We start from the raw sequence: 24,660 nt of genomic DNA on the forward strand, positions 1-24,660 counted from the left end.
CCAGTGCGTAAACCGATCGTCATGACCGTTCAAACAACTGCCCTCGGAGTGGGTTACGAGTCTCGGAAGGCAACTCTCCGAACCGTTTCCGGTAGGCGGCCGCAAACATGCCCAGATTGACGTAGCCCCAGGCGTTGGCGATTTCCGAGACGGTTTTCCCATCGGAACGCAACAGTTCGCTGCGTACCCCCTCCAGCCGGCGCGCGCGCAATCGTTGCCCCGGCGTGGTGTCTCGGTACCGTCGAAATCCCGCAGTGAGCGCCCGGACACTGACACCCACCGCAGCCGCGATCTCCGATGCCGTCGGCACCGAGCGAGCGAAGGTATCGATGTACTCCTCTGCCGATCGCACGTAGGCCGGTTCGGCAGAAGCGACGTCGACGCCGAGCTGCAACCCGGCCTGCGTCGCCCATTCGTCGAGAAGCTGAGCCGTAATGAGTTCTTGAACCCTGGCACCGAGCCTTTCGCCCGACATCGCGTCGGGCGACTCTGCGATCGCGCGAACAACGTAGTCCATCAATGCGAGCCAACTCGAGCCACGCCCGCCGATGGTGCACTTGTGCCGCCAGAGACGGTCGTCGGGAACTGTCCCGTACCACTGCAGGGCATGGTCAGCGACAAGCTGATGCGGCACAGTGAGATTCAGCTGCAGATGGTCCTCGTCGAATTCGACGAAATAGTCGGTCCGACTGCAGTCTGCGACAAAGGTCTCCCCCACTCCGGTATTTGCCGCAGCGCCCCGGCCAAGAGCATGTCGACCGTTGCCTCTGATCGTCGTCAGGACCAGAATGTTTCCGGCTTCAGGCGAACATTCACCGACGGAGACCGGAATTCCGTAACAGAATCTGGTGACGTCGATCTTGCCGACCGCCGCGGAGTACATGTCCGAAGCCGGCTTCAACCGACTTCCGATCGGCGTCACCGTGTAGGGCATGTAGATGTTGTCGGACCACTCCTTGATACGGTCCCAGTCCCGAGAAAAGGCCTGGTGATGCTGCATGGTGGGCCGGCCGGCCGCGTCGATGAGCAAGGCATCCTCGAACATGATTCGAGTATCGCACCAGGGTCCGGGAAGGTCACGCAAAGTCAGCTGAGGCGATCTCTGGCTGAACAGCGGCGAAAAGCAACGAATCCACCACAGTCCCCCGGATAACCATGTGCGCCCTCATCCGCCCCTCCTCCACCATTCCGATTTTGGTGAGTACCGATGCCGACGCCGAGTTCTCCGGACGACACGTTGCCTGCACGCGTTGCGCTCCGAGTCGAGCAAACGCGAGTTCCAGAACCGCGCTCCCCGCTTCGGACGCATAACCCTGCCCCTGGAACTTCGGGTTCACGACAAAACCTAGTTCCGCCCGCCGGTGCGCGGCGGATACTTCCCACACAGCTACCGAACCGATGACCGTTCCGTCGACCTTCGACGTGATCGCCAGGGTGAATGATCGACGCTCGACGCCCGCGGCTTCCAATGTCGCGTCGGCCAGGAATTCCCTGGTCACTGCCAGGGTGTTCGGACCCCAATCCACATATCTACAGACGACGGGGTCGGAGGCGTACTGATGGACGGCATCTTCATCCCCGAGTGTGAAGTCTCGAAGGACGAGGCGTTCGGTAGTCAACGTGAACATCCAGCGATCGTAAATTAACGGCGAAAAGCATATTGACTCGAACTGGTGTTCGAGTATTGTTGGGGGTGGGGATCGGGGGATTCAATGAATGTTCTGTCATCGGATGTGGTGTCTGGTTCTGCGGTGGGTTTACGCGGACGTCTGTGGCAGTTGTCGGCTTCTGAGTTGCGTGCTGCTGCGGTGTCGGCGAGCGCGGAGATTCTGCGTCTCGAGGCTGTGCGGGTGGCGGTGGTGGACGAGCTGTCGTTGCGCCCGGATGATCAGGTGATCGCCAGCCGCGGGGTGGGTGCGTGGTTGGCGGCGAACACGATGCTGCAGGTCCGGGACGGGAAGAAGATCGCCGCCCTCGGTGCGGCGCTGCGGCCGTTTCCAGCAGTGGCGACTCGGTTCGATTGCGGGGATTGTTCGTTCGAGCACGCCGCGTCGATCGTGGCGTTCTGCGAGTCACCACCGAAGGGAATGCCGGACGAAGCGATGCCTCGCTGTATCGACCTGCTGCTCGCTGCCGCCTCGGGAGTGGAAGCAACGACCACGAAGGTGCGGAACGTCATCGCGACGTTGGAGCGAATCTTCGAATCCGATGAAATTCCACCCGCCGAAGACATCGACCGCAACGAACTCCGCATCGCCTCGACTTTGAATGGTCGGGTGGTGGTGCGAGGGGATTTCGATGCCCTCACCGGCGAAATGCTGCTCTCCGCCCTGTCGAACCTGACGATGCCCACCCCGGCACCCGATGGAACCCCGGATGCCCGGTCCGCGGCGAAGCGGACCGCGGACGGGTTCACCGAACTGATCCGCCGCTATCTGGACTGCGCGAAGACCGGTATGGATGGTGGGCAACGGCCGCACGTGAACTTACACATCAATGCCCGGGATCTCGCCGAGCACCGCGATTGCGCCGAGGCACCCTCCGATGACGGGGAATCTGTGTCGGATCTCGATGTGGGGCACATGCCCTGGCTGGGACCACTGTCGGTGTCACAGACCAGGCTTCTCGGGTGCGACTGTTTCCTGTCCACTGTCCTACTCGATGATCACGGCGCGCCGCTCGATGCGAAACCCGGAAAGCGGTTGGTCACCGCCGAACAGAGAGTGGCGTTGATCGCGAGAGATCAAGGCTGCGCGTTCCCCGGCTGTACGTGTGTTCCGGCGTGGACGGATGCGCACCATATTCGGCACTGGGCGAACGGTGGTCCGACGGTGATGAACAACCTGGTCTTGCTGTGCCGTTCGCATCACCGGTTGATGCACCGAAAATCCGGGTTCGTCGGGAAGTGGGAGATCCGGATCGGGGTCGACAACAAACCCTGGTTCATCCCACCGACCTCGATCGACCCGCAGCAGCACCCCAGGCCGGCGAACACCACCTTCAAAACCTGAGAATAACTCGGGCACAACAGAACATAGCCGAGCACCGCATCGAAGAGATCCTCCGATGCGGTGCCAACAGGCCGTGACGCGGGACGGAGCTGCGCCCTCGATCAATCAGCGAGTCAGCACAAGCCCCGATGTCGGAACTCCCGTGCCCGCAGTCACCAGTACATTCTCGACGGAGTCGACCTGGTTGACCGAAGTACCGCGGATCTGCCGAACTCCCTCGGCTATACCGTTCATCCCGTGGATGTATGCCTCGCCGAGCTGTCCACCGTGGGTGTTGATCGGAAGCTTGCCGCCGAGTTCGATTGCGCCACCGGCAATGAAGTCCTTGGCCTCTCCCCTACCGCAGAAACCGAGTTCCTCGAGCTGCATCAGAACATAGGGCGTGAAGTGGTCGTAGAAGATCGCCGTCTGCATGTCCGACGGGCGCAGCCCACTTTGTGACCAGAGTTGATCGCCGACAAGGCCCATCTCCGGTAGGCCGGTCAGACCGTCACGGTAATAGCTGGTCATGATGTATTGATCTGCCCCACTGCCCTGTGCGGCCGCAGCGATAACGGCAGGGGTGTTCTTCAGATCTTTGGCTCGTTCTGCCGAGGTGACGACGATGGCGATGCCTCCGTCGGATTCCTGGCAGCAATCGAGGAGATGCAAAGGTTCGGCGATGAATCGCGAGTTCTGATGGTCCTCGAGGGTGATCGGTTTTCCGTAGAAGAACGCCTTCGGATTGGTCGCTGCGTGCTTACGGTCCGCGACGGCGATTCGACCGAAGTCCTCGCTGGACGCTCCGTATACGTGCATGTACCGCTGCGCGACCATCGCGACAAACGATGCGGGAGTACCCAATCCGTGAGGATAGGAGAAGGCGTTGTCCGTCCCCGACGAATTGACCTGCGCCACGAGGCCGGAGTTCACCTGCCCGAAACGCGCACCCGATCGCTCGTTGAACGCGCGGTATGCGACGACGACGTCTGCGACGCCAGTGGCGACCGCCATGGCCGCTTGCTGAATCGTCGCCGCAGCGGCCCCGCCACCGTAGTGAATACGACTGAAGAACTTGAGGTTCGGGATACCCACCGAACGAGCTATTGCGACTTCGGTGTTGGTGTCCATGGTGAACGAGGTAAGACCGTCAACGTCTGCGGGTGTCAGACCGGCGTCGTCCAACGCGGCTTGAACAGCCTCGGCGGCCAGTCGCAGTTCACTGCGACCGGAGTCCTTCGAGAAATCCGTGGCTCCGATTCCGACGATCGCGGCCTTGCCGGACAGTGCGCTCATTCAATGTCTCCGTTTTCAATGTCTCCATTCGAACCCGACGCCGGAAATGCCAGTGTGACCTGCGCGGTGATGTGATCTCCCAGACTGTTCTTGCCGACCACCGCGAGCGAAACGAGATCCTCGTCGTAGGAGGTCACAGTTCCGGAGAGCGTCAAAGTGTCGTAGGCGTACCAGGGGACCCCGAGGCGGAGCTTGATCGACGTGAGTACTGCCCGCGGTCCGGCCCAGTCGGTCACGAATCGCTGCACCAGGCCGGTATCCGTGAGGATGTTGACGAAAATGTCTTTCGAGCCGCGTTTCTGTGCGAGATCACGGTCGTGGTGAACATCTTGAAAGTCGCGGGTAGCGAGCGCTGCCGAGACCACAAACGTCGGGTCGCCGTAGATCGAGAGCTGCGGAAGAATTTCTCCCACAGTGATATCCGTCGTCAAAGTCATCGTCACTCCTTCACCGCAGAAACCGCTGAAACCGCAGAAGCCCCAGACACAGCAGACACATCAGACACATCAACCGGCTGCCACGCGTACAAGGTCCAGGGAGTTCCCCCGGTCTCGTCGTCTCCGGGGAAGTCGAGGTAGATCGCCTCCACCTCCATTCCGATCGACACACTCGAGGGATCGACACCGCGCAATTCGCCGAGCATCCGCACACCCTCGGGCAGTTCGACCAGGGCCACGACGAACGGCAACGACCGACCAGGAACCTTGGGCGCGTGGTGAACGACAAAACTGAAGACCGTTCCCCGTCCGGACGCGACCAAGTAGTCGGTCTGCTCCGACTTGTCCTTCCAGATCGCGGGCACCGGCGGGTGCTGCACCGAACCATCCGCACGCAGTTGAATACGCAGCTCGTGTGCGGCAACACCGTCCCAGAAGAATTGTGTGTCGAGAGACGGCGTCGGGCGCAGCATCCGCGATGCGTCCAGGTCAGCAGGGACGTCAGTCGAAGGCAACTCGCTGACTGGCGGCGCGAACTTCAAGATCCGGAACATCATCTCCGAGACCAATTCTTCGCCGACCCGCCAGAAGCTGCGGGTAGTGAAGAACCATCCTTCGCCGAGACCTGTCTTCTTGGGTCCCACAACGTCTTCCAACACCGAGGAGATGGTGACTTCTTCACCTGGTTTCAAGTAGCGGTGGTAGATCTGATCGCAGTTGGTCGCGACGACGGAGGTGAATCCGGCCTCGTCGAGAATGTCCGTCATCCGGCCCAACGGATCGTCGGCTTCTCGAACCGCCCCCAGACCGCGCATCGTCCATACCTGCGCCATCGCCGGCGGTGCGACTATTCCGTCGTGCCCGGCAGCGCGGGCGGCCGATTCGTCGACGTAGATCGGGTTCTCGTCACCGATCGCCTCGACCCAGTTGCGGATCATCGGCAGGTTCACGGGGTCCCGGCCGGCGCGAGGAGCGCTCGGCCCGTCCTCTCGAACCCGCTCGGCAGCAGTGAGAATGGGATCTGACACGATTTGTTTCCTATCTCGGAACGCGGGGAAGCTTCAGGCCGGCGGTAGCGATCAATTCGCGCATCACCTCGTTGACTCCACCGCCGAAGGTGATCACCAGGTTGCGCTTGATCTGCATGTCCAGCCACTCCATGAGATCAGCCGTTTCGGGATCGATCGGATTTCCGTACCGTCCGACGATCTCTTCCGCCAGTCGACCGACTCGTTGGATGCGTTCGGTCGCAAACACTTTGGTCGCCGAAGCGTCGGCGATGTCCACCGAATCCGAATCACTCGACGCCACTTGCCAGTTGAGCAGTTCGTTGAGGCGATACGTCGCGTGAATCTCGCCGAGCGCGCGCCGTACGTCGACGTGATCGAGCAGGTTTTCACGCTTGGCCCAATCGAAGACGTGGTCGTAGATCCCTGCGACACGACCTGCCGGGCCGAGCATGACGCGCTCGTGGTTGAGCTGCGTCGTGATCAGGCGCCAACCCTGATTCTCCTCACCCACAAGCATGTTCACCGGAACGCGAACATCCTCGTAGTAGGTGGCGTTGACATGATGCGCGCCGTCGCAGGTGATGATCGGCGTCCAGGTGTAACCGGGATCTTTGGTGTCCATGATCAGGATCGAGATGCCGCGGTGCCGCGAATCAGCAGAACCTGTTCGCACGGCGAGCCACACGTAATCGGCGTCATGCCCGCCAGTGGTGAAGATCTTCTGACCGTTGACGATGTACTCGTCTCCACTTCGAACTGCCGAGGTACGCAGCGCTGCAAGGTCGGTGCCGGCCTCCGGTTCGGTGTAGCCGATCGCGAAATGCACTTCACCGGCGAGGATCGCGGGCAGGAATTTCTGCTTCTGCTCCTCGCTGCCGTACTTCTGCAGAGTCGGGCCGACGGTCTGCAGAGTGACCGAAGGCAGTGGGACATCCGCCCGCACAGCCTCGTTGACAAAAATCTGCTGCTCGACCTCGCCGAACCCACGTCCGCCGTACTCCACGGGCCAGCCGACGCCGAGCCAGCCGTCCTTGCCCATGCGACGGATGACCTCGCGGTAGGTAGGGCCATGCCGCTCCACACGCATGATCTTGGCCTCCTCGGGCGAGATCAGCGTCGAGAAGTAGCGTCGAAGTTCAGCTTGCAATGCGCGCTGACTGTCGGTCAGATCGATGAACACCGGGCCCCCACGAGGTCGAGTCGCTGCGAAGCGCCACCGAGAAGGCGCGCCAAATCTTTTGCAGTCGAGTAGTAACGATGAAGCGGATAGGTGACGTCGACGCCCAGACCGCCGTGCAGGTGGTGAAGCACCTGCATCGTGGCGGGTACTTCCTGGGCGATCCAGTACGCCATGACGTCGAGGTCCGACTGGGCATCCAGGCCCTCCGACACGCGCCAGGACGCCGACAACGCCGCGACGTGAAGAGTCCGCGAGGTGACATAGGCGTCGGCGATCTGCTGTGAGACCGCCTGGAACGTGGCGAGCGGCTTACCGAATTGCTCGCGCGAGCCGACATGTGCCGCAGTGAGATCGACGGCACCGGACACCAAACCGTCTGCAACGGCTCCGATACTCGCCGTGGCGATCCGGTACAGCGTCTGGACGGCTTCCTCTCCCGCACCGAGAAGTTCACCGACCGCCTCGTCCATGGTGACTGCGAACTCCGGACTGCCGGACGCACTGGGAGTCGGTGTCAGTGCGACGCCGGCGGCAGTTGGATCGACAAGAACGACTCCGGCGTCGGTGGGCACAAGAATTCTGTGTGCGCTCGCCGCGAAGGGCACCGCAAGCACGGTCCCGCTGACGCGATACCAGTCGCCCGACTGCTGCGCGGTAGTCGACGGCTGCTTCGGGAACTGCTGCCCCGGTTCACCGAGGGCCGCGGTGAACACCCGGCCCTCGCTGACTCCGGTGAGCAATTCGTCCTGCTGCGCGTCGGTCCCCAGAGCAACGATGGGGAGTACGCCGAAGCCCAGGGTCGCGAGAGCCGGAATGGGTGCAGCGGCCCGGCCGACCTCGACGAGGAGGGAACCGACGTCGGTCACCGAGAGGCCCTCACCGCCCAGACGCTCGGGCAATGCCAACGTGAGCAGATCGGCTTCGGCGAATGCCGCCCAGAGCGCGTCCGGCTCCAGTTCACGGGCAAGGAGCGCGGTAGCCACCTCGGCTACCGCTTCCTGGGTTTCATCGGGAGTGAAGTCCACGCTGACAATCCTGTCTCTGATGTAGAACGTGTTCTAGTTGTATCACCAACGTGGACATTTCTAAAGGCCTCTACTCACGCCGTCTAGTCACGGGGCAGGCCCAGAATTCTCTCCGCGGCGACGGTCAACAGAATCTGCGTGGTTCCGCCGGCAATCGACAGGCATCGCGTGTTGAGGAACTCACGCGAGAGCGGACCCTCCACCCATCCGGCTGGCCCACCCAATTCCATGGCGAACTCTGCGACATTCTGACGCTGACGCACGCCTACCAGCTTGCGGACGCTCGACGCCGGGCCCGGATCCTGACCGTCCAACTGCCGCAGTGTCGTACGCAATTCCAGCAACGAGCCCACCATGGCGGTTCCGATCAGCCCACCGAGCTTGTCTGCAACCACAGGATCGGGATCGCCGGCCAGCTCGAGCAATTCCTCCATCGCACCGCCGAGCGAAGACCCTCCGCTCATCGCGACTCGCTCGTTGGCGAGGGTCGTGCGGGCCAGTTTCCAGCCTCCGCCAAGTTGGCCGACGACACACTCGTCCGGCACGAAGACGTCGTCGAGGAAGACTTCGTTGAACAGGGCGTCGCCTGTTATCTCACGCAGCGGCGAGATCCGAATCCCAGCCGTCTTCATGTCGAGAAGGAAGTACGTGATGCCCTTGTGCTTGGGAACATCGCGATCGGTCCTGGCAAGGCAGATGGCCCAGTCCGCCTCACGCGCAAGCGAAGTCCACACTTTCTGGCCGTTCAGCTTCCAACCACCCTCGACCTTTTCCGCGGTCGTGCGCAGCGCCGCAAGATCCGAACCTGCACCGGGTTCACTGAAGAGCTGGCACCAGGTGATCTCACCCTTGAGCGTCGGAGTCGCAAATCTTTCGATCTGCTCCGCACTGCCGTGCTCGAGGATGGTGGGAACGGCCCACCAGCCGATCACGAGATCGGGTCGGCCGATACCGACGGCCGCCAACTCTTCTTCGATCAAAATCTGTTGTGCGGCCTTGGCGCCCCGGCCGTACGGCTTCGGCCAGTGCGGTGCAAGGTAGCCGGATTCGGCCAGCGCGTTGCGCTGTTCGGATTCGGGTAGCGCCACCAGTTGCGCTACCTCTTCGCGAATGTCGGACCGGTCGGATTCCAGTTCACTCAAGTCGATCTGAAGGTGACGCCGTGCGCCACCGATCGTCAATTCCGCGACGCGTGCGCGCCAGAAAGATGATCCGCCCAGAATCTGCCGGAGTGACAGTGCTCGACGAAGGTAGAAGTGCGCCTCGTGCTCCCACGTGAATCCGATGCCGCCGAGCACTTGAATGCAGTCTTTCGCCGTCTCGACAGCGGCGTCCAGAGACACCGCGGCCGCCACCGCCGCCGCGATCGGAAGTTCGTCGCCCGACTCTGCAGCGACCGCGGCGTCCCAGGCGACGGCTCCGGCATTCTCTACGCGACACAGCATTTCGGCACAGATGTGTTTGATCGCCTGGAACGAGCCGATGGGCTTTCCGAATTGTTCGCGAATCTTCGCGTACTCCACCGCAGTGCGCAGGCTCCACGCCGCGATTCCGGCCGCTTCGGCAGCCCCCAGCACCGCCGCGAGATCGGAAACCGATCCTGGGGCAATGTCATCGAGGATTCGGTCGGCGTCGACTGTCACGCGGTCGAACGAGACTCGTGCCAGTGGTCGCGACTTGTCGATGGTGTCGACCGCTGCGTAGGTCACGCCTTCGCTGTCGCCGTCGACGAGAGCCCAGACAACACGCGAGCCGTCGACTCCGGACACCACGCCAGCCGGAACGAGTACCGATACACCCGAATCTGCGCCCCAGGCGTAACCTCCTTCGCCATGAAGCTCGATGCCGCCGGACGCATTCGCCGTTGCCGTAACTGGACTTTCGTCCAATACGACGGCACACGGCAGCGCACCGTCGGCGAGCGTTTCGGACCACCGTTTGGCAGCGGGCGACGAACTACGCCCCACCACCAGAGCGGCCAGCGCAGTCGTGAGAACAGGACCCGGCACGAGTTCGATTGCCGCCTGCTCGAGCATTGCCGCGAGATCGACGATTTCGGCTCCGGCTCCGCCTACCGCTTCAGGAACGGCGACCGAAAAGATCCCGAGAGACGCGAACTCGGACCATTTCTCCCGCCACGAAACTGCTGGTCCACGGCGTACCATGTCCATCGGCGTGGCCGAGCGCGCCCAGGCCTCTATCGATTCCTGGACCGCCCGCTGTTCATCGGTCGTGGCGATTGTCACAACTGGTTCCCGCCTCTCGATAAGTGACACAATTGTTTAGAACGTGTTCTAATATGACACCTGGCCAAGAGTCAAGGCGCGAAGGAATTTGTCGATGACCACAACATCCCGATCCCGCTCCAACGCGGTTGCTTCTGCAACGCTCGGGGACGACGATCTCAGCTCCAACGCGCAACGTGAACGCCGCAAGCGGATTCTCGACGCAACACTCGCCTTGGCGTCCAAGGGCGGCTACGAGGCTGTCCAGATGCGCGCCGTGGCCGAGCGCGCCGACGTCGCAGTCGGAACGCTCTATCGCTACTTCCCGTCCAAGGTTCACCTTTTGGTGTCCGCTCTGGCACGCGAGTTCGAGAAGATCGACTCCAAGGGCAAGATCCCACCTGGAACCAGCCCGCTCGAGCGGATGCAGCTGATCCTCAGCCTCATCACCCGCGCGATGCAGCGCGATCCGCTCCTCACCGAAGCCATGACTCGCGCGTTCATGTTCGCCGACGCCTCCGCAGCGGCAGAGGTCGATCAGGTGGGCCAGCTGATGGACCGACTCTTCGCACGGGCGATGACCGAAGAGGAGCCGACCGAGGAGCAGTTGGCGATCGCGCGCGTGATCTCCGATGTGTGGCTGTCCAATTTGGTGGCATGGCTCACGCGACGTTCTTCGGCTACCGATGTCGCCAATCGCCTGGAATTGACGGTTGAACTGCTGCTCGGTGACGGAACGCGGAAACCCGAATAGACATCCTTTGTCGCATCTGTCATTTTTGCACTGATCTGGCAGAAACGTATCGAGCCAGGAGTCGCTGCATCACCTAGATTTGAAGAGGTGAGCGCACAAGATCTGTCCATCGAACTCCGCCGAGCGCTGTCGGGCGTGGCACGCACCCCGCGCCTGCTCGTAGCCTCCGACTACGACGGGACGATGGCCCCCATCGTCGCCAACCCGGACAAGGCCTATCCCCGCGCGGAAACGGTGCGTGCGCTCCGCTCCCTCGCCAGCCTGGCGTCGACGACGGCGGCCGTGATCTCGGGCCGCGCCCTCAAGGATCTGGCTGCACTGTCCCGGCTTCCTGCCGAAGTGCAGTTGGTCGGCAGCCACGGCTCCGAGTTCGACATCGGATTCGTGCACGCGATCGACGCGGACGCCAGGAAACTGCTCGACGAGATCGTCACCGAGTTGGGCCGAATCGCCGCCGACACCCCCGGCGCAACTGTGGAGAAGAAGCCCGCCAGCGTCGCCCTGCACGTACGCAACACCAGCGCCGACGACGCCGAGAAGGCACTCATCGCCGTTCGCACCGAATCGGCCCTCTGGCCGGGTGTTCAGGTCACCGAGGGTAAGTCGGTGGTCGAGTTGGCGGTCATCGCCACAGACAAGGGCCACGCACTCGACTTGATTCGCCATCAGGACGGCGCTACCGCTGCCGTCTTCATCGGGGACGACGTCACCGACGAAAAGGCGTTCAGCAGGCTTCAGGGGCCGGACATCGGAATCAAGGTCGGCAGCGGGGACACCGTCGCCGACTATCGCGTCGACAGCACCGAGGATGTCGCTGCCGCTCTGGCGTTCCTGCTCGACGAGCGCCGCACGTGGCTTTCCGGTGCCGACGCTCCGCCCATCGAGCGACTCTCGATGCTCGCGAGTCCGCGCACTGTCGCTCTGGTGACCCCGGATGCGACGCTGACCTGGTTGTGTCACCCGGAACCGGATTCGGCGGCGGTCTTCGCGCACCTTCTCGGCGGAACCGGGGCCGGCCACTTCTCGGTCGGGCCTCGCCGAACAGCCTTGCCGCTGAGCCAGAAATACATCGACAGCACGATGACAGTTCAGACCCGCTGGGCGAGCCTGTCCGTCACCGACTACCTCCCACACGACGTCCCGCAGGGGCGAACCGACCTGACCCGCATCATTTCCGGTCAGGCCGACGCGATCGTCTCGTTTGCACCCCGCCCCGAGTTCGGCCAGGGTCAGGTCACGCTCGAGGTCGTCGACGAGGGCATTCGTGTCCTCGGCACCAACGAGCCGTACGTGCTCCGCTCCCCCGGCGTGCTGTGGAACATCGCCACCGACGGAAATCAGCAGACCGCCCACGCCATCGTCGAACCGTCCAAGGGTGACGTCGTACTCGAATTGCGTTGCGGAACAGAAGAAATCGGACCCTCGGAAGTTCCAGAGATCGAACGTCGAGGGACTTCTGAAGCCTACTGGTCCGATTGGGCCAAGACGCTCGAACTCCCGAAGCTGAAGCCGGACTTGATGAAACGCTCTGCGCTGACCTTGCGCGGGTTGGTTCATGCCGATTCCGGTTCCATCATGGCCGCCGCGACGACATCCCTGCCGGAAGAGATCGGCGGAGTCCGTAACTGGGACTACCGCTATTGCTGGTTGCGCGACGCAGCCCTCACCGCAACAGCTCTCGTGAGTGTCGGGTCCACCGACGAAGCCGAGAATTACCTCGACTGGGTCCACCGCGTACTCGAAACGCTGCCGGGACCCGAGCGCCTGCACCCCCTCTACACGCTCTACGGAACTTCGCTACCGCCCGAGGCCGTCATCGATTCGCTTCCCGGATACGCCGGCTCGAGGCCGGTCCGCGTCGGAAACGCCGCGAATCAGCAGGTTCAGCTGGACGTGTTCGGCCCGATCGTCGAGTTGATCGTCGAACTGGCGAATGCACGCGAAAAGGCCGGTGCCCCCGATCCTTTGAGCGACCGCGATTGGGAACTGGTGTGCGCCATGGTCGAGGCGGTGCAGCGACGCTGGTTCGAACCTGATCACGGCATCTGGGAGATTCGCGACAACCCGCGTCACCACGTCTATTCCAAGGTGATGGGTTGGGTCACCGTCGACCGCGCTGTCGATCTTGCAACCCGCTTTTCTCGCGAGGCTCTGCCCGAGTGGGCGGAACTGCGTGACCAGATCGCCGACGAAGTGCGCCACAAGGGCTGGAAGGACGACGTCCAGTCGTACACCGCGGCCTACGACGGTACCGATCTCGACGCAGCCACTCTCCACATCGGACTGTCGGGGCTGATCGATCCGACGGATCCACGCTTCGCAGCGACCGTCGTAGCCACCGAGGCTGAACTACGCAGCGGCTCAACGGTATACCGGTACCATCACGACGACGGTCTGCCCGGCATCGAAGGTGGATTCCACCTCTGCGCCGCCTGGCTCGTCGAGGCCTACCTGCTGATCGGGCAGCGATTGCAGGCAGAGGCACTGTTCGATCAGTTGGTCGCGGCGGCAGGTCCCACCGGACTTCTCGCGGAGGAGTACGACCCCATCGCGGAACGCTCGCTGGGCAACCATCCCCAGGCGTACAGCCATCTGGGATTGTTGCGGTGCGCCCAACTCCTGGCGTGAGCGCTACACCCTGACGGCTACACCCGGATCCGACCTGATGTTCGTCCTGTCAATAGTTCGGTGTCGAGCATCTCGACGATCGGAACGCCGGATCCGGACGGCGACATCAGGAGCGCACCGGCGCGCCGGCCCTTCTCTTCCTGGGGCTGGCGCACCGTTGTCAGCGATTCGCGCAGCGCCTCGTCGACGCCGTCGAATCCGGTGATCGACAGTTGGCCAGGTACATCGATGCCCTGCCAGCGCGCCCAGTCCAAGGCGCCGAGAGCCAGCACGTCGGTCGTGCAGACCAGTGCGGTGATCTCAGGGTTGGTCGCGAGTGCTTCCGCCGCCGCCGAGTGCCCGGACTGCGATGTGTGGACGTACCGCTCGATCACCGTGAGTGAGAGTGGGTCCATGTCGGCCGCCACCATCGCGTCGCGCACGCCTTCGATCCGCTCACGCTGGACGTGGAAGTGCGGGGACTTGAGTCGTTCCTGGCTGACCACGCCGTCCATCCGGTCGCGCCCCAGCCTCATGCAGAGCACGCCGATGTCACGGTGCCCGAGACCGATGAGGTAATCGGCAACCTTGCGCATGGCAGCGCGGTCGTCGATGCCCACGAGGGATGCACCGGGAATCTCGCGGGGCTGGTCGCACACGACGATCGGAATGTGACGCTCGAGCACGGCAGCGAGATACGGATCGTCGTCGGCCACGGAGTAGACGACAAAGCCGTCGACACCCGCCTGCTGGACCACGGCTGCAGCATCCACCTCGTCGCGTCCAGGCCCGGCCGGGATGAGCAGCAAGCCCTGGCCGGCGTCCTCACACGATTCCGAGAGACCGGCCAGGAAGCTCATGGCAGCCGGGTCACGGAACGAATAACTGAGCGCTTCGGTGAGCAGGAGACCGACGGCGCCGGCTTTGCGAGTTCGCAAGGAGCGGGCGACCGGATCAGGTCCGGGGTATCCGCGTCGCTTGGCCGCTTGGAGCACTCGATCCCGCAGCTCGACGGAGAGCTGATCGGGTCGGTTGTACGCGTTCGAGACTGTAGTTCTCGACACATTGAGCTCGGCGGCAAGCGACGCCAAAGTGGCTTGACGGCGTGGCTGACGGGACCGGGGCATAAACGGACGTTAGCCGTAGTGCCCGCAGACGGCGCGTTGGGGCTGAACCGAAGGTGAACTACCAGCGACTATGCGCTAATGTGTAACGGTAACGGTTTCCAATAGCATTTAGCCCAGCCTTTGTTCAGGAGAAAAGCACGTGCGTTCTTCGTCGAAATTCCGCACCGCCACCGCCCTCGCGGCCGTCTCGGTCGCCGCAGCATTCGCGCTCACCGCGTGCAGCTCAACCTCCTCGAAGGACGACGGCATCACCGTCGTCGCATCGACGAACGTGTGGGGCGACGTCGCGCAGGCCGTCGCCGGCGACAAGCTGACCGTGACGTCGATCATCAACGAGCCGTCCGCGGACCCGCACTCGTTCGAGGCGACGCCCGCCGATGCCGCCAAGATCACCGACGCATCGCTCGTCGTCTACAACGGTGGCGGCTACGACCAGTTCATCACCGACGTCCTCGACGCAGGCAAGGGCGAGCAGAAGACGGTCAACGCCTACAACCTGCTCGACGGCGGCATCCACGCCGGCGAAACCGCGGGCGAATCGCATGACGGTCACACCCACGGCGCAGTCAACGAACACGTCTGGTTCGACATCCCGACCGTCGACGCCGTCGCACATTCGGTGGCCGATCAGCTGAGCGCTCTCGATCCGGACAACGCGGCGACCTACGAGGACAACGCGAAGGCATACAGCCAGAAGCTCGCCGGCGTCACAGCGATCACCGATTCCATCGCCGCTGCCCACGCGGGCGCACCGGTGGCTCAGACCGAGCCGATCGCGCACTACCTCCTGGTCGCAGCTGAACTGAAGGACGCAACTCCCGAGGAGTTCACCAGCGCCATCGAAGACGGCAACGATCCGTCACCGGCCGCAATCGCCGCAACCCGGCAACTCCTCTCGGAGAAGCAGGCCCGCGCACTGGTCTACAACATCCAGACGCAGGACAAAGTGACCCAGGACATGCGCACCACAGCCGAAACCGCCGGAGTGCCCGTCGTCGAGGTTACGGAGACTCTGCCCGAGGGCCTGGACTACATTCAGTGGCAGACGCAGACCGCGGAGTCGCTCGCAAACGCCCTCTCTGCCCAGTAATTATTTGCCCCACCATTTCCGAGAAGAACCGATCGGCTTGTGACAGAAACTTCCGCGAATACTCCTGTGCCTCCGGGTAACACCGTGCCTTCAGGAAACACCGTGCCCGCTGTGACGCTGAAGGGTGCTCGATTGTCTTTCGGCGCCCGCACCCTCTGGGACGGACTCGACCTCGAGGTACAGCCAGGTGAGTTCATCGCCGTACTCGGACCGAACGGGTCGGGCAAGACCTCGCTCCTGAAGATTCTGCTGGGCCAACTGCAACTCAGCGGCGGTAGCGCACAGATCGTCGGCACGCCGGCACGGGCCGGAAATTCACACGTCGGGTACATCCCGCAGCAGAAATCCATCGACGACGGCCTCCCGCTCCGCGGCCGCGACCTGGTCGGCCTCGGCGTCGACGGTCACCAGTGGGGTACGGGGTTACTGCGTCGGGGTCGTCGCCGCAAGATCGTCGACGACGCCATCGCACAGGTCAGTGCCCAGTCGTTTGCCGACGCTCCTATCGGTTCCATGTCCGGCGGCGAGCAGCAGCGACTGCGGATCGCGCAGGCTTTGGTCGGCGACCCGCGGATCCTGCTGTGCGACGAGCCGCTGCTCAGCCTCGATCTCGCCAACCAGCACCTGGTCTCGACGCTGATCGACAAGCGTCGGCGCAGCCATGACACCGCGGTGCTGTTCGTGACGCACGAGATCAATCCGATCCTGCCGTTGGTGGATCGAGTGCTCTATCTGGTGGACGGCAAATTCCGGATCGGGACGCCGGCCGAAGTGATGACGTCCGAGGTTCTCTCGGATCTGTACAACACCGACGTCGAAGTGCTGCAGGTTCGTGGCCGTCTCGTCGTAATCGGCACCGGAGACGCCATCGACGCACTCGGCAGCGCCGGCGGACTACGCCCGGGAGAAGGCGTTCACCATTCTGATGAGGATCACCACCAGTGAGTAACAAGTTCACCGACGCGATGTCGCGGATGTTCGACGTGTCCGCCACCGTCGATCTACTGCAGTACGACTTCGTCCAACAGGCGTTGATCGCCGGTGCCATCCTCGGATTGTTGGCAGGCATCATCGGTCCGCTCATCGTGAGCCGTCAGATGTCGTTCTCGGTGCACGGCACGAGCGAGTTGTCACTGACCGGCGCATCGGCCGCACTTCTCGTCGGTGTGGGCGTGGGCTTCGGTGCCATCGTCGGTTCGGTCGTCGCCGCGGTGCTGTTCGGACTGCTGGGAGCGAAAGCGCGGGACCGGGATTCGGTGATCGGCGTGATCATGGCTTTCGGCCTCGGCCTGTCGGTGTTGTTCCTCTGGGCATACGACGGTCGCACGGGAACCAGCTTCTCACTGCTGGTCGGACAGATCGTGGCGCCGGGAAACAGCGGTCTCGAACTTCTGCTGCTGTGCGCGGTCATCGTGATCGGCACACTCGGATTCATCTACCGCCCTTTGCTGTTCGCGAGCACCGACCCCGAAGTTGCTGCAGCTCGCGGTGTTCCGGTTCGGGCACTGTCGATCGTGTTCGCCGTGTTGGTCGGCATCACCGCAGCACTGGGCGTGCAGATCGTCGGCGCGCTGCTGGTGATGTCGCTGCTGATCACCCCCGCAGCGGCCGCCGCGTACGTCACGGCAAGCCCACTCAAGGCCACGATCCTCTCCGTCGTGTTCGCCGAACTGGCAGCCGTCGGCGGCATCCTTCTCTCGCTGGCACCCGGCGTTCCCGTCTCGAGTTTCGTCACCTCGGTCTCGTTCGTGATCTACCTGATATGCCGACTCTTCGGATCCGCACGTCGCAAGAATGCCGGACGGATTCCGGCGCACGCCTGAACACCGAGAGCCACGCATATCTCGAAGCTCATGTACCTAGAATCGAGGTATGGGCTACAGCGTTGATCTGAACAGCGACCTCGGCGAGGGCTTCGGAGCCTGGACCCTGGGCGACGACGACGCCATGCTCGAACTTGTCACCAGCGCGAACATCGCCTGCGGATTCCATGCCGGGGACCCGACAACGCTGTTGGCGACTTGCGAATCCGCAGCCACCCGCGGCGTGCGGATCGGCGCGCAGGTGGGTTACCGAGACCTCGCCGGTTTCGGGAGACGCTTCATCGACATGTCCCCGAAGGACCTCACCGCCGACGTCATTTATCAAATAGGGGCGCTCGACGGTTTGGCTCGTGTCTCCGGATCGCGGGTCACGTACGTCAAACCCCACGGCGCGCTTTACAACGCAATAGTCCATCACCGTCGGCAAGCACGGGCGGTCGTCGCCGCTGTCGTCGCCTACGACAGTTCGCTACCCGTTCTCGGACTACCGGGTTCGGTGTTTCTGGAAGAGGCGCGAGAGGCCGGCCTCGAGATCGTCGCCGAGGCTTTTGCCGATCGCGCGTACACGGCGGAAGGCGCCCTGGTTCCCCGCACCGAGTCCGGCGCCGTGCTGCACGACCCGACGCTGGTTGCAGAACGGGTTCGGCGAATGGTCGTCGACGGCGAGTTGGACGCAGTCGACGGAAGCACGGTGAAAGTTGCCGCAGCATCGGTGTGCGTCCACGGTGACAGCCCGGCAGCTGTCGACATGGCCGCAGCGATCCGCGCTCTCCTCGAATCCTCCGACGTCGAGATCACGCCCTTCACATGATCACGATCCTGCCAGCCGGTGAATCCGCAGTCCTCGTCGAATACGACGAACTGCCGAGCGTGCTGGGCAACTTCAGGGCTCTCGACGCCAGTCGGATCCCCGGAGTGATCGACCTGATTCCCGCGGCGCGAACCATCTTGATCGAGTACGACAACGCGATCACCGGACACAAACTCGTGGAGAAATGGGTCCGTGGGGCAGTACCGATCGAACTCACAGCAGATGAGAGTGGGCCTGCTGTCGAGATTCCGGTCCGCTACGACGGCGCCGATCTCGTAGAGGTGGGCAAGCTGACCGGACTCGGGGTCGACGGTGTGATCGATGCTCACACGGCTGCGTCGTGGACCGTCGCGTTCATCGGTTTCGCCCCTGGCTTCGCATATCTGACCAGCAACGAGAGAAAGCTCGAGGTTCCACGTCGATCGGACCCGCGCAGGCAGGTCCCGGCTGGTGCAGTCGGGTTGGCCGGACCGTTCTCGGGCGTCTACCCGCGCAGTTCCCCGGGCGGCTGGCAGTTGATCGGAACGACGGAACTGTCGGTGTGGGATGCCGAGCGTCGACCGCCGGCATTGCTTCTACCCGGCACCACAGTCACCTTTGTCCGTGCATGATTTTGGTGCAAGCATGATTTTGGTGTCTTCACCGCGCTGTTGCAGGAGAATGGATTCATGGCCTGGCTCGAGGTAGTGCGTACCGGCCCGCTCGCCACAGTGCAGGACCGCGGGCGGACGGGCTACGGCGCCCTCGGGGTCGGCAGATCCGGCGCCGTCGACATGGTCTCGCACGACAGCGCTAACAGACTCGTAGGCAACACTTTTCGAGCAGCAACCATCGAAGTCACCACTGGGGGTTTCGCTATGCGGGCCGTCGGTTCGATGACGGTGGCAGCAACAGGCGCGCGGGTGCCGCTGACCGTCGACGGACAGCCGGCACCTGACTACGCGAGCATCCACCTGGGCGGTGGCAGCATTCTCGAATTGGGTTACAGCACAACCGGGTTGAGAACGTACATCTCTGCACGCGGTGGCGTCGACGTCCCACAGGTACTCGGCAGCAGATCCACCGACACACTCTCCGGACTCGGGCCTCCGCCGCTCGCCGCCGGCGATCTACTCCTCCTCGGGGCCGAAGAAGGGACGTGGCCCACCGAAGAATTGATTCCACCGCCGGCACCTGCGCTCGGCCCAGTTCCGATCGAGATCACGCTCGGCCCCCGAAATTCCTGGTTCACCGCCGCATCCGTTCACGCGCTCCTTCACACCACATGGAAAGTCACCGAACACACCAACCGAGTCGGCGTCCGGTTGCAGGGGCAGGGGCCTTTGCATCGCTCTCGCACCGAGGAACTGCCGAGCGAAGGCGTCGTGATGGGATCCATCCAGGTGCCGCCGGGCGGACAGCCCGTCGTGTTTCTGGCCGACCATCCCGTGACCGGCGGATACCCGGTCATCGCCGTGGTGTCCGACGCGGGGATTGCGTCGTTGGCACAGTTGCGGCCCGGCAGCACCATTACCTTGAAGGCCACTACTCGGCCGTCCTAGCGCTGATAGTCTCAGCCGCGCCAGCTATGCGGCCGGCGGCGCTCGGCCGTCGCCAGAACCTGAAGGACTGTCACACTATGAGCCCTAAGAGCAGCACACTTGCTCTCGGAATAGCGTCACTGATCACTGCTGCACTCGTCCTGTCCGGATGCAGCAGTTCGGAAAGCGGAGACGCAGTCTCCAGTGATACCAACACCAGTGAGACCACTGCTTCCGAAAGTTCTGCATCCTCATCGTCTGCCGCTGCCGCGACGCCAACCTTGCGGGACGGGACACCGTTCATCGGTGAACGGACGACGATCGAAACCGGCGACGACCCCGAAGCGCCGAGCATCAGCGTCAGCCTCCCGCCGAGCTGGACTCACGGCGAGAACATCCCTGCCGGCGTTACGGATGCGTTGTCCAGCAACAGCCAGGAACCCAGCGGTTTCATGCCCAACACCACGGTGACGGTCGAAAACCAAGGCACCGCAACAAAAGACGAGGTTCTTGCCGCTGCGCGTGAAACCATCGCCACCCTCGACGGATGGACCGAGGTGAAGTACACCGAGATCGACGTCGACGGACAGCAGGGGTTCCGCCTCTCCGGAACCTGGACAGCGCCAAACCTGGACGTTCCGCTCTACGCCGTCATGACAGTCGTTGCTTACCAAGCCGACGACAACTCGCCGGTCTACCTGGTCAGCTTCGCAAACCAGTTCACCGACACGACGAACATGCAGACCTCCAACCAGGTGGAGGAAATCAATACCTCCATCGAATTCGGCTGAGCGCCTAGAGATTTGAACACCTGATCACCGAACGAGCGCGGCGGGCCGAGACTTCGACAGTCTCGGCCCGCCGTTTCACAATTCTCGGCTAACTCGAGCCGAACAGGCCGCTGAGGGAACCCAGGCCACCGCTCAGTGAGCCGAGCGATCCGGTTCCGCCACCGGTTCCGGGGTTCGTGCCGGGGTTGGTTCCGGGATCAGTACCAGGATCCGTACCTGGGCCGGTCGGATCCGTTGCCTGCACCACGATGGCGGGACCCATTTCCGGGAAGCTGGCACTGGTTCCGGCCCCGCCACCCATGAGTGTCGCGCCGACAGTCAACCCGCTGCCGTAGGTACCCGGATCACACTTCACGACATAGCTGGTCTTCATCGTTATCGGGTTCTTGCCGTTGTTGTACCACCCGCTACTTGTGAAGACCTTCGTGGTTGCGGTCGACTGCGAGGTATTCGGGGATTCCACCGTTTCCTTGATGGCACCTCCCAAACCTGGGAGGCCGCCCATCACCTTCGAAATCTTTGCCGAGCCCGGCATGAACTCGAGACAGCCGGCATGGATCTCGGTCAGCCGGTTGACGTACCCTTCGAGCCCGCTCTTGCTCGAAACGGTCGTGTAGGTGATCGTGTCGCCGACCTTCGGGGAAGCATTGTCCACGGTGCGAGTAAATGTGTAGGCACCAGAAGTTGCGGTCTCGGCGGTCGCGACTCCCGCGCCCAGCGCGCTTGCACCCACAGCAAGAGCGATCACCCCCAAGCCAGCTCCGACGGTGGACAGACCACGATTCCTGGATCCAAGCTTTGCCACGAATATTCTCCGCTCTTAGTGGTTCCAGGACAACCTAATTCGTTGATTACTGGAACTTGTTGCAACCCGACTCTCGAAGTACGATACAGTCGACCTGGACATTCGCCCAGCTTTTCGCCGAATTGATCGCCAATCAGTTAACAGCAGGCAATCAACATCGAAAAAGTCCTCTCAATTCGGACTTTTCCGCAAATTCTGCCGAACTGACACATAGGCAAGCGTCCGATAGGTTTAAATGGTTACCACGGCGCAACCTTTGAACAGGCATCCCATCGCCGTCAGCGTGAACCCCTCGAACGGAGAATTTCATGTCACGTTTTTCAATGCGCAAAACACTCACCGGAATCGCAATCGCTGCACTTGCAACCAGCGGACTCGTGATGACCGCAGGCACCGCGAGCGCCGATGCCACCCACCCGTCCGCGGCAACGGTCAACTCCTCCAACGTCCGGATCACCAAGAGCATCGTCGGCGACGGCGAAGTTGCGCCCGGCGGCAAAGTCACCGTGCGTACAGTCATCTCCACCACAGGCCACCCCGAGCGTTACGTCGACCAGTTCGTCGACCGCTACCCCGCCACGTTCAAGTACATCCAGGGCACGGCAACGGTCAACGCGTGGCACTTGATCGGCGGTCAGAAGACCGAATCCGTCACGCCTTCGGTTGACACTGCCGCCCGAACCGTGAATGTGCCCAGCACCGGCTGGCTGATCTCACCCACCGGAAGCAAGACCGTGACGATCGAGGCGCAGTACCTCGTCGCCGACGATGCACCGATCGGCTCGTACCAGGAAATGTCGAGCTCGATCGGTATCTCGACGTTCAATACCGAGCAGAACATCAGCGGCGTCTACGCCAAGATCCGCGCCAAGAACCCCGGCGAGGCGGCCGCATCGGGCTCGGCAGATCTGGGCTTCGGCTCTTCTGACGGCGAGGGCGGAACCGGTTCGGCCGGATCCTCCATCCTGGACAACCCGGCCGGCTTCATCTCCGACATCATCAGCGGTGTCCTGGCCAACGGCAGCTGATTCACTCGCTCCGCCTGCTCCACCTGTAAACACTCCGTCGGGGAATGTGTTCGAGGGTGGCATCGAGTCTTCGGACTCGGTGCCACCCTCGATCTTTTGTGGCGATCACACTCCGTCGCGCCTGCATCAAAGAACCAAATAGGAAAGCATTACCTAAGTCATTCGCGGTATGATCCACCGATGAGTTCCACAGGATTTCCGTACTGGGCTGTGCCGGCAGGCCGGTACGTACCGCTCCCCTTCGCCATGACCACGTCCACCATCGGGCGCGATCAGAAGCGGGTGTGGCGCGAGATCCGCCATCCCGAACATGAACTCCTGTGGGGCGCTTCCGGAGAGATGAGCGCGTATATCGACGACGTTCGTTGGCAGATCCCACCGACAGTCGGCATGTGGATTCCGGCTGGAACTCCACGTCGCATCACGCTCGGCGCATCCACCGAGGCACGCTTCACCTACTTCCGGCCCGAGTCGTTTCCCCACCCGTGGACCAAACCCGCGATCATCGGCATAGACGACGTGGTCAAGACGATGCTCATCCATCTGCACCAGCGAAACATGCCGACCGAAGCTCGCTTGCGGGCCGAATCAGTAGTCTTCGACACCCTCGCACCCATCGAGGCGGCCGATGTCGCGGTGCCGATGCCCGCCGATCCCCGGGCCCTCGCCGTTGCACGCCGCTTGATCGCCGACCCCGCCGATCAACGCGGGCTGGCCGATTGGGCCTATGTGGTCGGTGGAAGCCCCCGCACCCTGAGCCGCGTGTTCTCTCAGGGCACGGGGATGTCCTTCACCGAGTGGAGAATTCAAGTTCGCGTCCGCGCCGCGATGTCCTACCTCGCTGCGGGCGTTCCCGTTTCGACGGTGAGCCGTCGCGTCGGATACGAAACCCCCAGCGCCTTCACCAGCGTGTTCCGCAAGGTCACCGGACGGACACCGAAGAACTATTACTCGGACGCGTGCGAATTGTCGGCCTAGCTGTTCAGAAGCATCAGCTGTTCATAAGCATCAGCCGTTCATAAGCATCAGCCGTTCAGAGGCATCAGCTGGTCAGAACCCGTTCATCTTCGAGACCAGTTCGGCGAAGGCATATTTGACGCTCAGCGACGTGGGTGAAGCCAAGGCCATGACTCGTGCCAGACCGAGCTGCTGAATCAGCCTGCCGTCCTTGACTGCCGGCAGGTCGGCAAACAACTTGTCCCCCATCAACCCGGGGAGCCCCTGACCACTCGCGTCGTTGAGCACGATCACGTCCGCGTCCAGTTCGTTGTACTGTTCGCGCGACGCAGTCACCGATCCCTGGGTGTCGCCGCACAGCTCGGCGCTTCCGGCCGACTGCTTCAGTCCGAGCTGGGACATCAGGATGACTCTGCCGTCGTCAGCGCAGTAGTTGGTGAGGCCGTCGATGTTTCCCGACAGGAAGGTCAGGGTTTTCCCGTTCAGATTCGGGGAACCCGCAGCCAGGTCGGCGATGGAATCGTCGGTTTCCTCGATCAGCTCAGCCGCCCGCTTCGGTTGTCCGAGTACTGAACCGATGGTCGACAACTGCTCCTGCCACGTAGTCGCCCATGCGGTCTCCTTGAACGGAATCGTGGGTGCGATCTGAGAAAGACGTGCATAGTCGTCTTCGGTGATTCCCGAGACCACCGCGATGATCACGTCCGGCTCCAACGCCAGGATCTGCTCGAACGGCACACCGGAAGTGCTGTCGAGCAACGTGGGTTCGACATCGCCCAACAAATCTTCGTCCCAGGGCAGGATTCCGTTCTCCAAGCCTGCCCCACTGAACGACTCCATGGCGACGGGCGTCTTGCCCAGCGCGAGGACCGAATCCTGGCTGTTCCAGCCGATGGTCACGATCCGCTGAGGTTCGGCCTCGATGGTGGTCGAGCCGTACGCATGATCAACGGTAACGGGCAGCGCGCCGGCCTCGGCCAACTGCGTCGCGTCCTCTGACGCTGTTGACTCGGTGCTGCTCTGGCATCCTGCGAGCAGGGCAATTGCGGCCACCGCAGCCACTATTCGGATAGTGCTTTTCATCTTCTGTCAGCTCTCTTCGCAAACGTACTTTGTTTCGACCAAGCAGGTATATCGAGACCTGATCCCGGTAATGGGGTCTCGATGCTCCATCTGTCCGCTGC

Annotated in this window: 23 protein-coding genes; 12 read left to right on the forward strand and 11 right to left on the reverse strand. The window is 62.7% G+C overall.

From position 1 onward, the window contains the following. Positions 1-19 precede the first annotated feature (19 nt). Positions 20-1,045, reverse strand: a complete 1,026-nt coding sequence (locus V3587_RS11430) for an AraC family transcriptional regulator (protein ID WP_283376526.1) — start codon at positions 1,043-1,045, stop codon at positions 20-22. A gap of 31 nt (positions 1,046-1,076) precedes the next feature. Then, positions 1,077-1,628 carry a GNAT family N-acetyltransferase gene (locus tag V3587_RS11435; protein WP_124568904.1) on the reverse strand — a complete coding sequence of 184 codons (552 nt, stop codon included), beginning with the start codon at positions 1,626-1,628 and terminating at the stop codon, positions 1,077-1,079. Between the two features lie 84 nt (positions 1,629-1,712). On the opposite strand from V3587_RS11435, the gene V3587_RS11440 reads away from it, so the two are divergent. Then, positions 1,713-3,011, forward strand: a complete 1,299-nt coding sequence (locus V3587_RS11440) for an HNH endonuclease signature motif containing protein (protein WP_283376525.1) — start codon at positions 1,713-1,715, stop codon at positions 3,009-3,011. A gap of 105 nt (positions 3,012-3,116) precedes the next feature. Here the strand turns inward: V3587_RS11440 and V3587_RS11445 are convergent, their stop codons facing one another. From V3587_RS11445 to V3587_RS11470, 6 genes are all read right to left on the reverse strand, one after another. Beyond that, positions 3,117-4,286 (reverse strand): lipid-transfer protein, encoded by a 1,170-nt coding sequence (locus V3587_RS11445; RefSeq protein WP_283376524.1) that lies wholly within the window; start codon positions 4,284-4,286, stop codon positions 3,117-3,119. Further along, the gene (locus V3587_RS11450; RefSeq protein WP_095970907.1) at positions 4,283-4,723 is read right to left on the reverse strand and encodes a MaoC family dehydratase; all 441 of its coding nucleotides are present in this window, start codon (positions 4,721-4,723) and stop codon (positions 4,283-4,285) included. The genes V3587_RS11445 and V3587_RS11450 overlap by 4 nt, the downstream gene beginning before the upstream one ends. Positions 4,724-4,725: 2 nt before the next feature. Then, a complete protein-coding gene (locus V3587_RS11455) occupies positions 4,726-5,754 on the reverse strand; it encodes a bifunctional MaoC family dehydratase N-terminal/OB-fold nucleic acid binding domain-containing protein (protein WP_283376676.1) in 1,029 nt (342 codons plus the stop codon). A gap of 7 nt (positions 5,755-5,761) precedes the next feature. Further along, entirely contained in the window at positions 5,762-6,913 is a 1,152-nt protein-coding gene (locus V3587_RS11460) for an acyl-CoA dehydrogenase family protein (RefSeq protein WP_166810759.1), read from the reverse strand. Next, positions 6,898-7,938, reverse strand: coding sequence for an acyl-CoA dehydrogenase family protein (locus V3587_RS11465; protein WP_283376523.1), 1,041 nt, complete (start codon positions 7,936-7,938; stop codon positions 6,898-6,900). Before V3587_RS11465 ends, V3587_RS11460 begins: the two co-directional genes overlap by 16 nt. A gap of 83 nt (positions 7,939-8,021) precedes the next feature. Continuing rightward, on the reverse strand, positions 8,022-10,184 hold the full coding sequence (locus V3587_RS11470; RefSeq protein WP_283376522.1) for an acyl-CoA dehydrogenase: 2,163 nt from the start codon (positions 10,182-10,184) through the stop codon (positions 8,022-8,024). 94 nt (positions 10,185-10,278) lie between these two features. Between V3587_RS11470 and kstR the strand changes: the two genes are divergently transcribed. Both kstR and otsB read left to right on the forward strand, forming a co-directional pair. Beyond that, the gene (gene kstR / locus V3587_RS11475) at positions 10,279-10,917 is read left to right on the forward strand and encodes a cholesterol catabolism transcriptional regulator KstR (protein WP_003945752.1); all 639 of its coding nucleotides are present in this window, start codon (positions 10,279-10,281) and stop codon (positions 10,915-10,917) included. Positions 10,918-11,004: 87 nt separating this feature from the next. Further along, positions 11,005-13,545 carry a trehalose-phosphatase gene (otsB, locus tag V3587_RS11480; protein WP_095970902.1) on the forward strand — a complete coding sequence of 847 codons (2,541 nt, stop codon included), beginning with the start codon at positions 11,005-11,007 and terminating at the stop codon, positions 13,543-13,545. Between the two features lie 17 nt (positions 13,546-13,562). Here the strand turns inward: otsB and V3587_RS11485 are convergent, their stop codons facing one another. Further along, positions 13,563-14,651: a LacI family DNA-binding transcriptional regulator gene (locus tag V3587_RS11485; RefSeq protein WP_095970901.1), complete on the reverse strand. Its 1,089-nt coding sequence runs from the start codon at positions 14,649-14,651 to the stop codon at positions 13,563-13,565. A 139-nt stretch (positions 14,652-14,790) separates the two neighbouring features. On the opposite strand from V3587_RS11485, the gene V3587_RS11490 reads away from it, so the two are divergent. From V3587_RS11490 to V3587_RS11520, 7 genes are all read left to right on the forward strand, one after another. Beyond that, a complete protein-coding gene (locus tag V3587_RS11490) occupies positions 14,791-15,741 on the forward strand; it encodes a metal ABC transporter solute-binding protein, Zn/Mn family (RefSeq protein ID WP_042920537.1) in 951 nt (316 codons plus the stop codon). A 102-nt stretch (positions 15,742-15,843) separates the two neighbouring features. Then, positions 15,844-16,686, forward strand: coding sequence for a metal ABC transporter ATP-binding protein (locus V3587_RS11495; RefSeq protein ID WP_214879760.1), 843 nt, complete (start codon positions 15,844-15,846; stop codon positions 16,684-16,686). Next, a complete protein-coding gene (locus tag V3587_RS11500) occupies positions 16,683-17,564 on the forward strand; it encodes a metal ABC transporter permease (protein ID WP_003945811.1) in 882 nt (293 codons plus the stop codon). Before V3587_RS11495 ends, V3587_RS11500 begins: the two co-directional genes overlap by 4 nt. A 49-nt stretch (positions 17,565-17,613) precedes the next feature. Then, positions 17,614-18,375 (forward strand): LamB/YcsF family protein, encoded by a 762-nt coding sequence (locus V3587_RS11505; protein WP_283376521.1) that lies wholly within the window; start codon positions 17,614-17,616, stop codon positions 18,373-18,375. Continuing rightward, on the forward strand, positions 18,372-18,986 hold the full coding sequence (pxpB, locus tag V3587_RS11510) for a 5-oxoprolinase subunit PxpB (RefSeq protein WP_124568912.1): 615 nt from the start codon (positions 18,372-18,374) through the stop codon (positions 18,984-18,986). Before V3587_RS11505 ends, pxpB begins: the two co-directional genes overlap by 4 nt. Positions 18,987-19,043: 57 nt before the next feature. Continuing rightward, complete coding sequence (locus V3587_RS11515) at positions 19,044-19,916, forward strand: biotin-dependent carboxyltransferase family protein (RefSeq protein ID WP_095970897.1); 873 nt, start codon at positions 19,044-19,046, stop codon at positions 19,914-19,916. A gap of 77 nt (positions 19,917-19,993) precedes the next feature. Next, on the forward strand, positions 19,994-20,686 hold the full coding sequence (locus tag V3587_RS11520) for an LpqN/LpqT family lipoprotein (protein ID WP_058039314.1): 693 nt from the start codon (positions 19,994-19,996) through the stop codon (positions 20,684-20,686). A gap of 88 nt (positions 20,687-20,774) precedes the next feature. On the opposite strand, the gene V3587_RS11525 is transcribed toward V3587_RS11520, so the two are convergent. Next, entirely contained in the window at positions 20,775-21,491 is a 717-nt protein-coding gene (locus tag V3587_RS11525) for a hypothetical protein (protein ID WP_283376520.1), read from the reverse strand. 308 nt (positions 21,492-21,799) lie between these two features. Between V3587_RS11525 and V3587_RS11530 the strand changes: the two genes are divergently transcribed. Together V3587_RS11530 and V3587_RS11535 are read left to right on the forward strand one after the other, a co-directional pair. Continuing rightward, positions 21,800-22,519 carry a hypothetical protein gene (locus tag V3587_RS11530; protein ID WP_003945935.1) on the forward strand — a complete coding sequence of 240 codons (720 nt, stop codon included), beginning with the start codon at positions 21,800-21,802 and terminating at the stop codon, positions 22,517-22,519. A gap of 180 nt (positions 22,520-22,699) precedes the next feature. Further along, entirely contained in the window at positions 22,700-23,497 is a 798-nt protein-coding gene (locus V3587_RS11535) for a helix-turn-helix domain-containing protein (protein ID WP_020968391.1), read from the forward strand. Positions 23,498-23,569: 72 nt separating this feature from the next. On the opposite strand, the gene V3587_RS11540 is transcribed toward V3587_RS11535, so the two are convergent. Then, positions 23,570-24,559 (reverse strand): iron-siderophore ABC transporter substrate-binding protein, encoded by a 990-nt coding sequence (locus V3587_RS11540; protein ID WP_283376519.1) that lies wholly within the window; start codon positions 24,557-24,559, stop codon positions 23,570-23,572. Positions 24,560-24,660 lie beyond the last annotated feature (101 nt).

Origin of the sequence: Rhodococcus sp. IEGM 1306, from assembly GCF_036541985.1 — a bacterium.
Taxonomy (GTDB): Bacteria; Actinomycetota; Actinomycetes; order Mycobacteriales; family Mycobacteriaceae; genus Rhodococcus_F; species Rhodococcus_F qingshengii.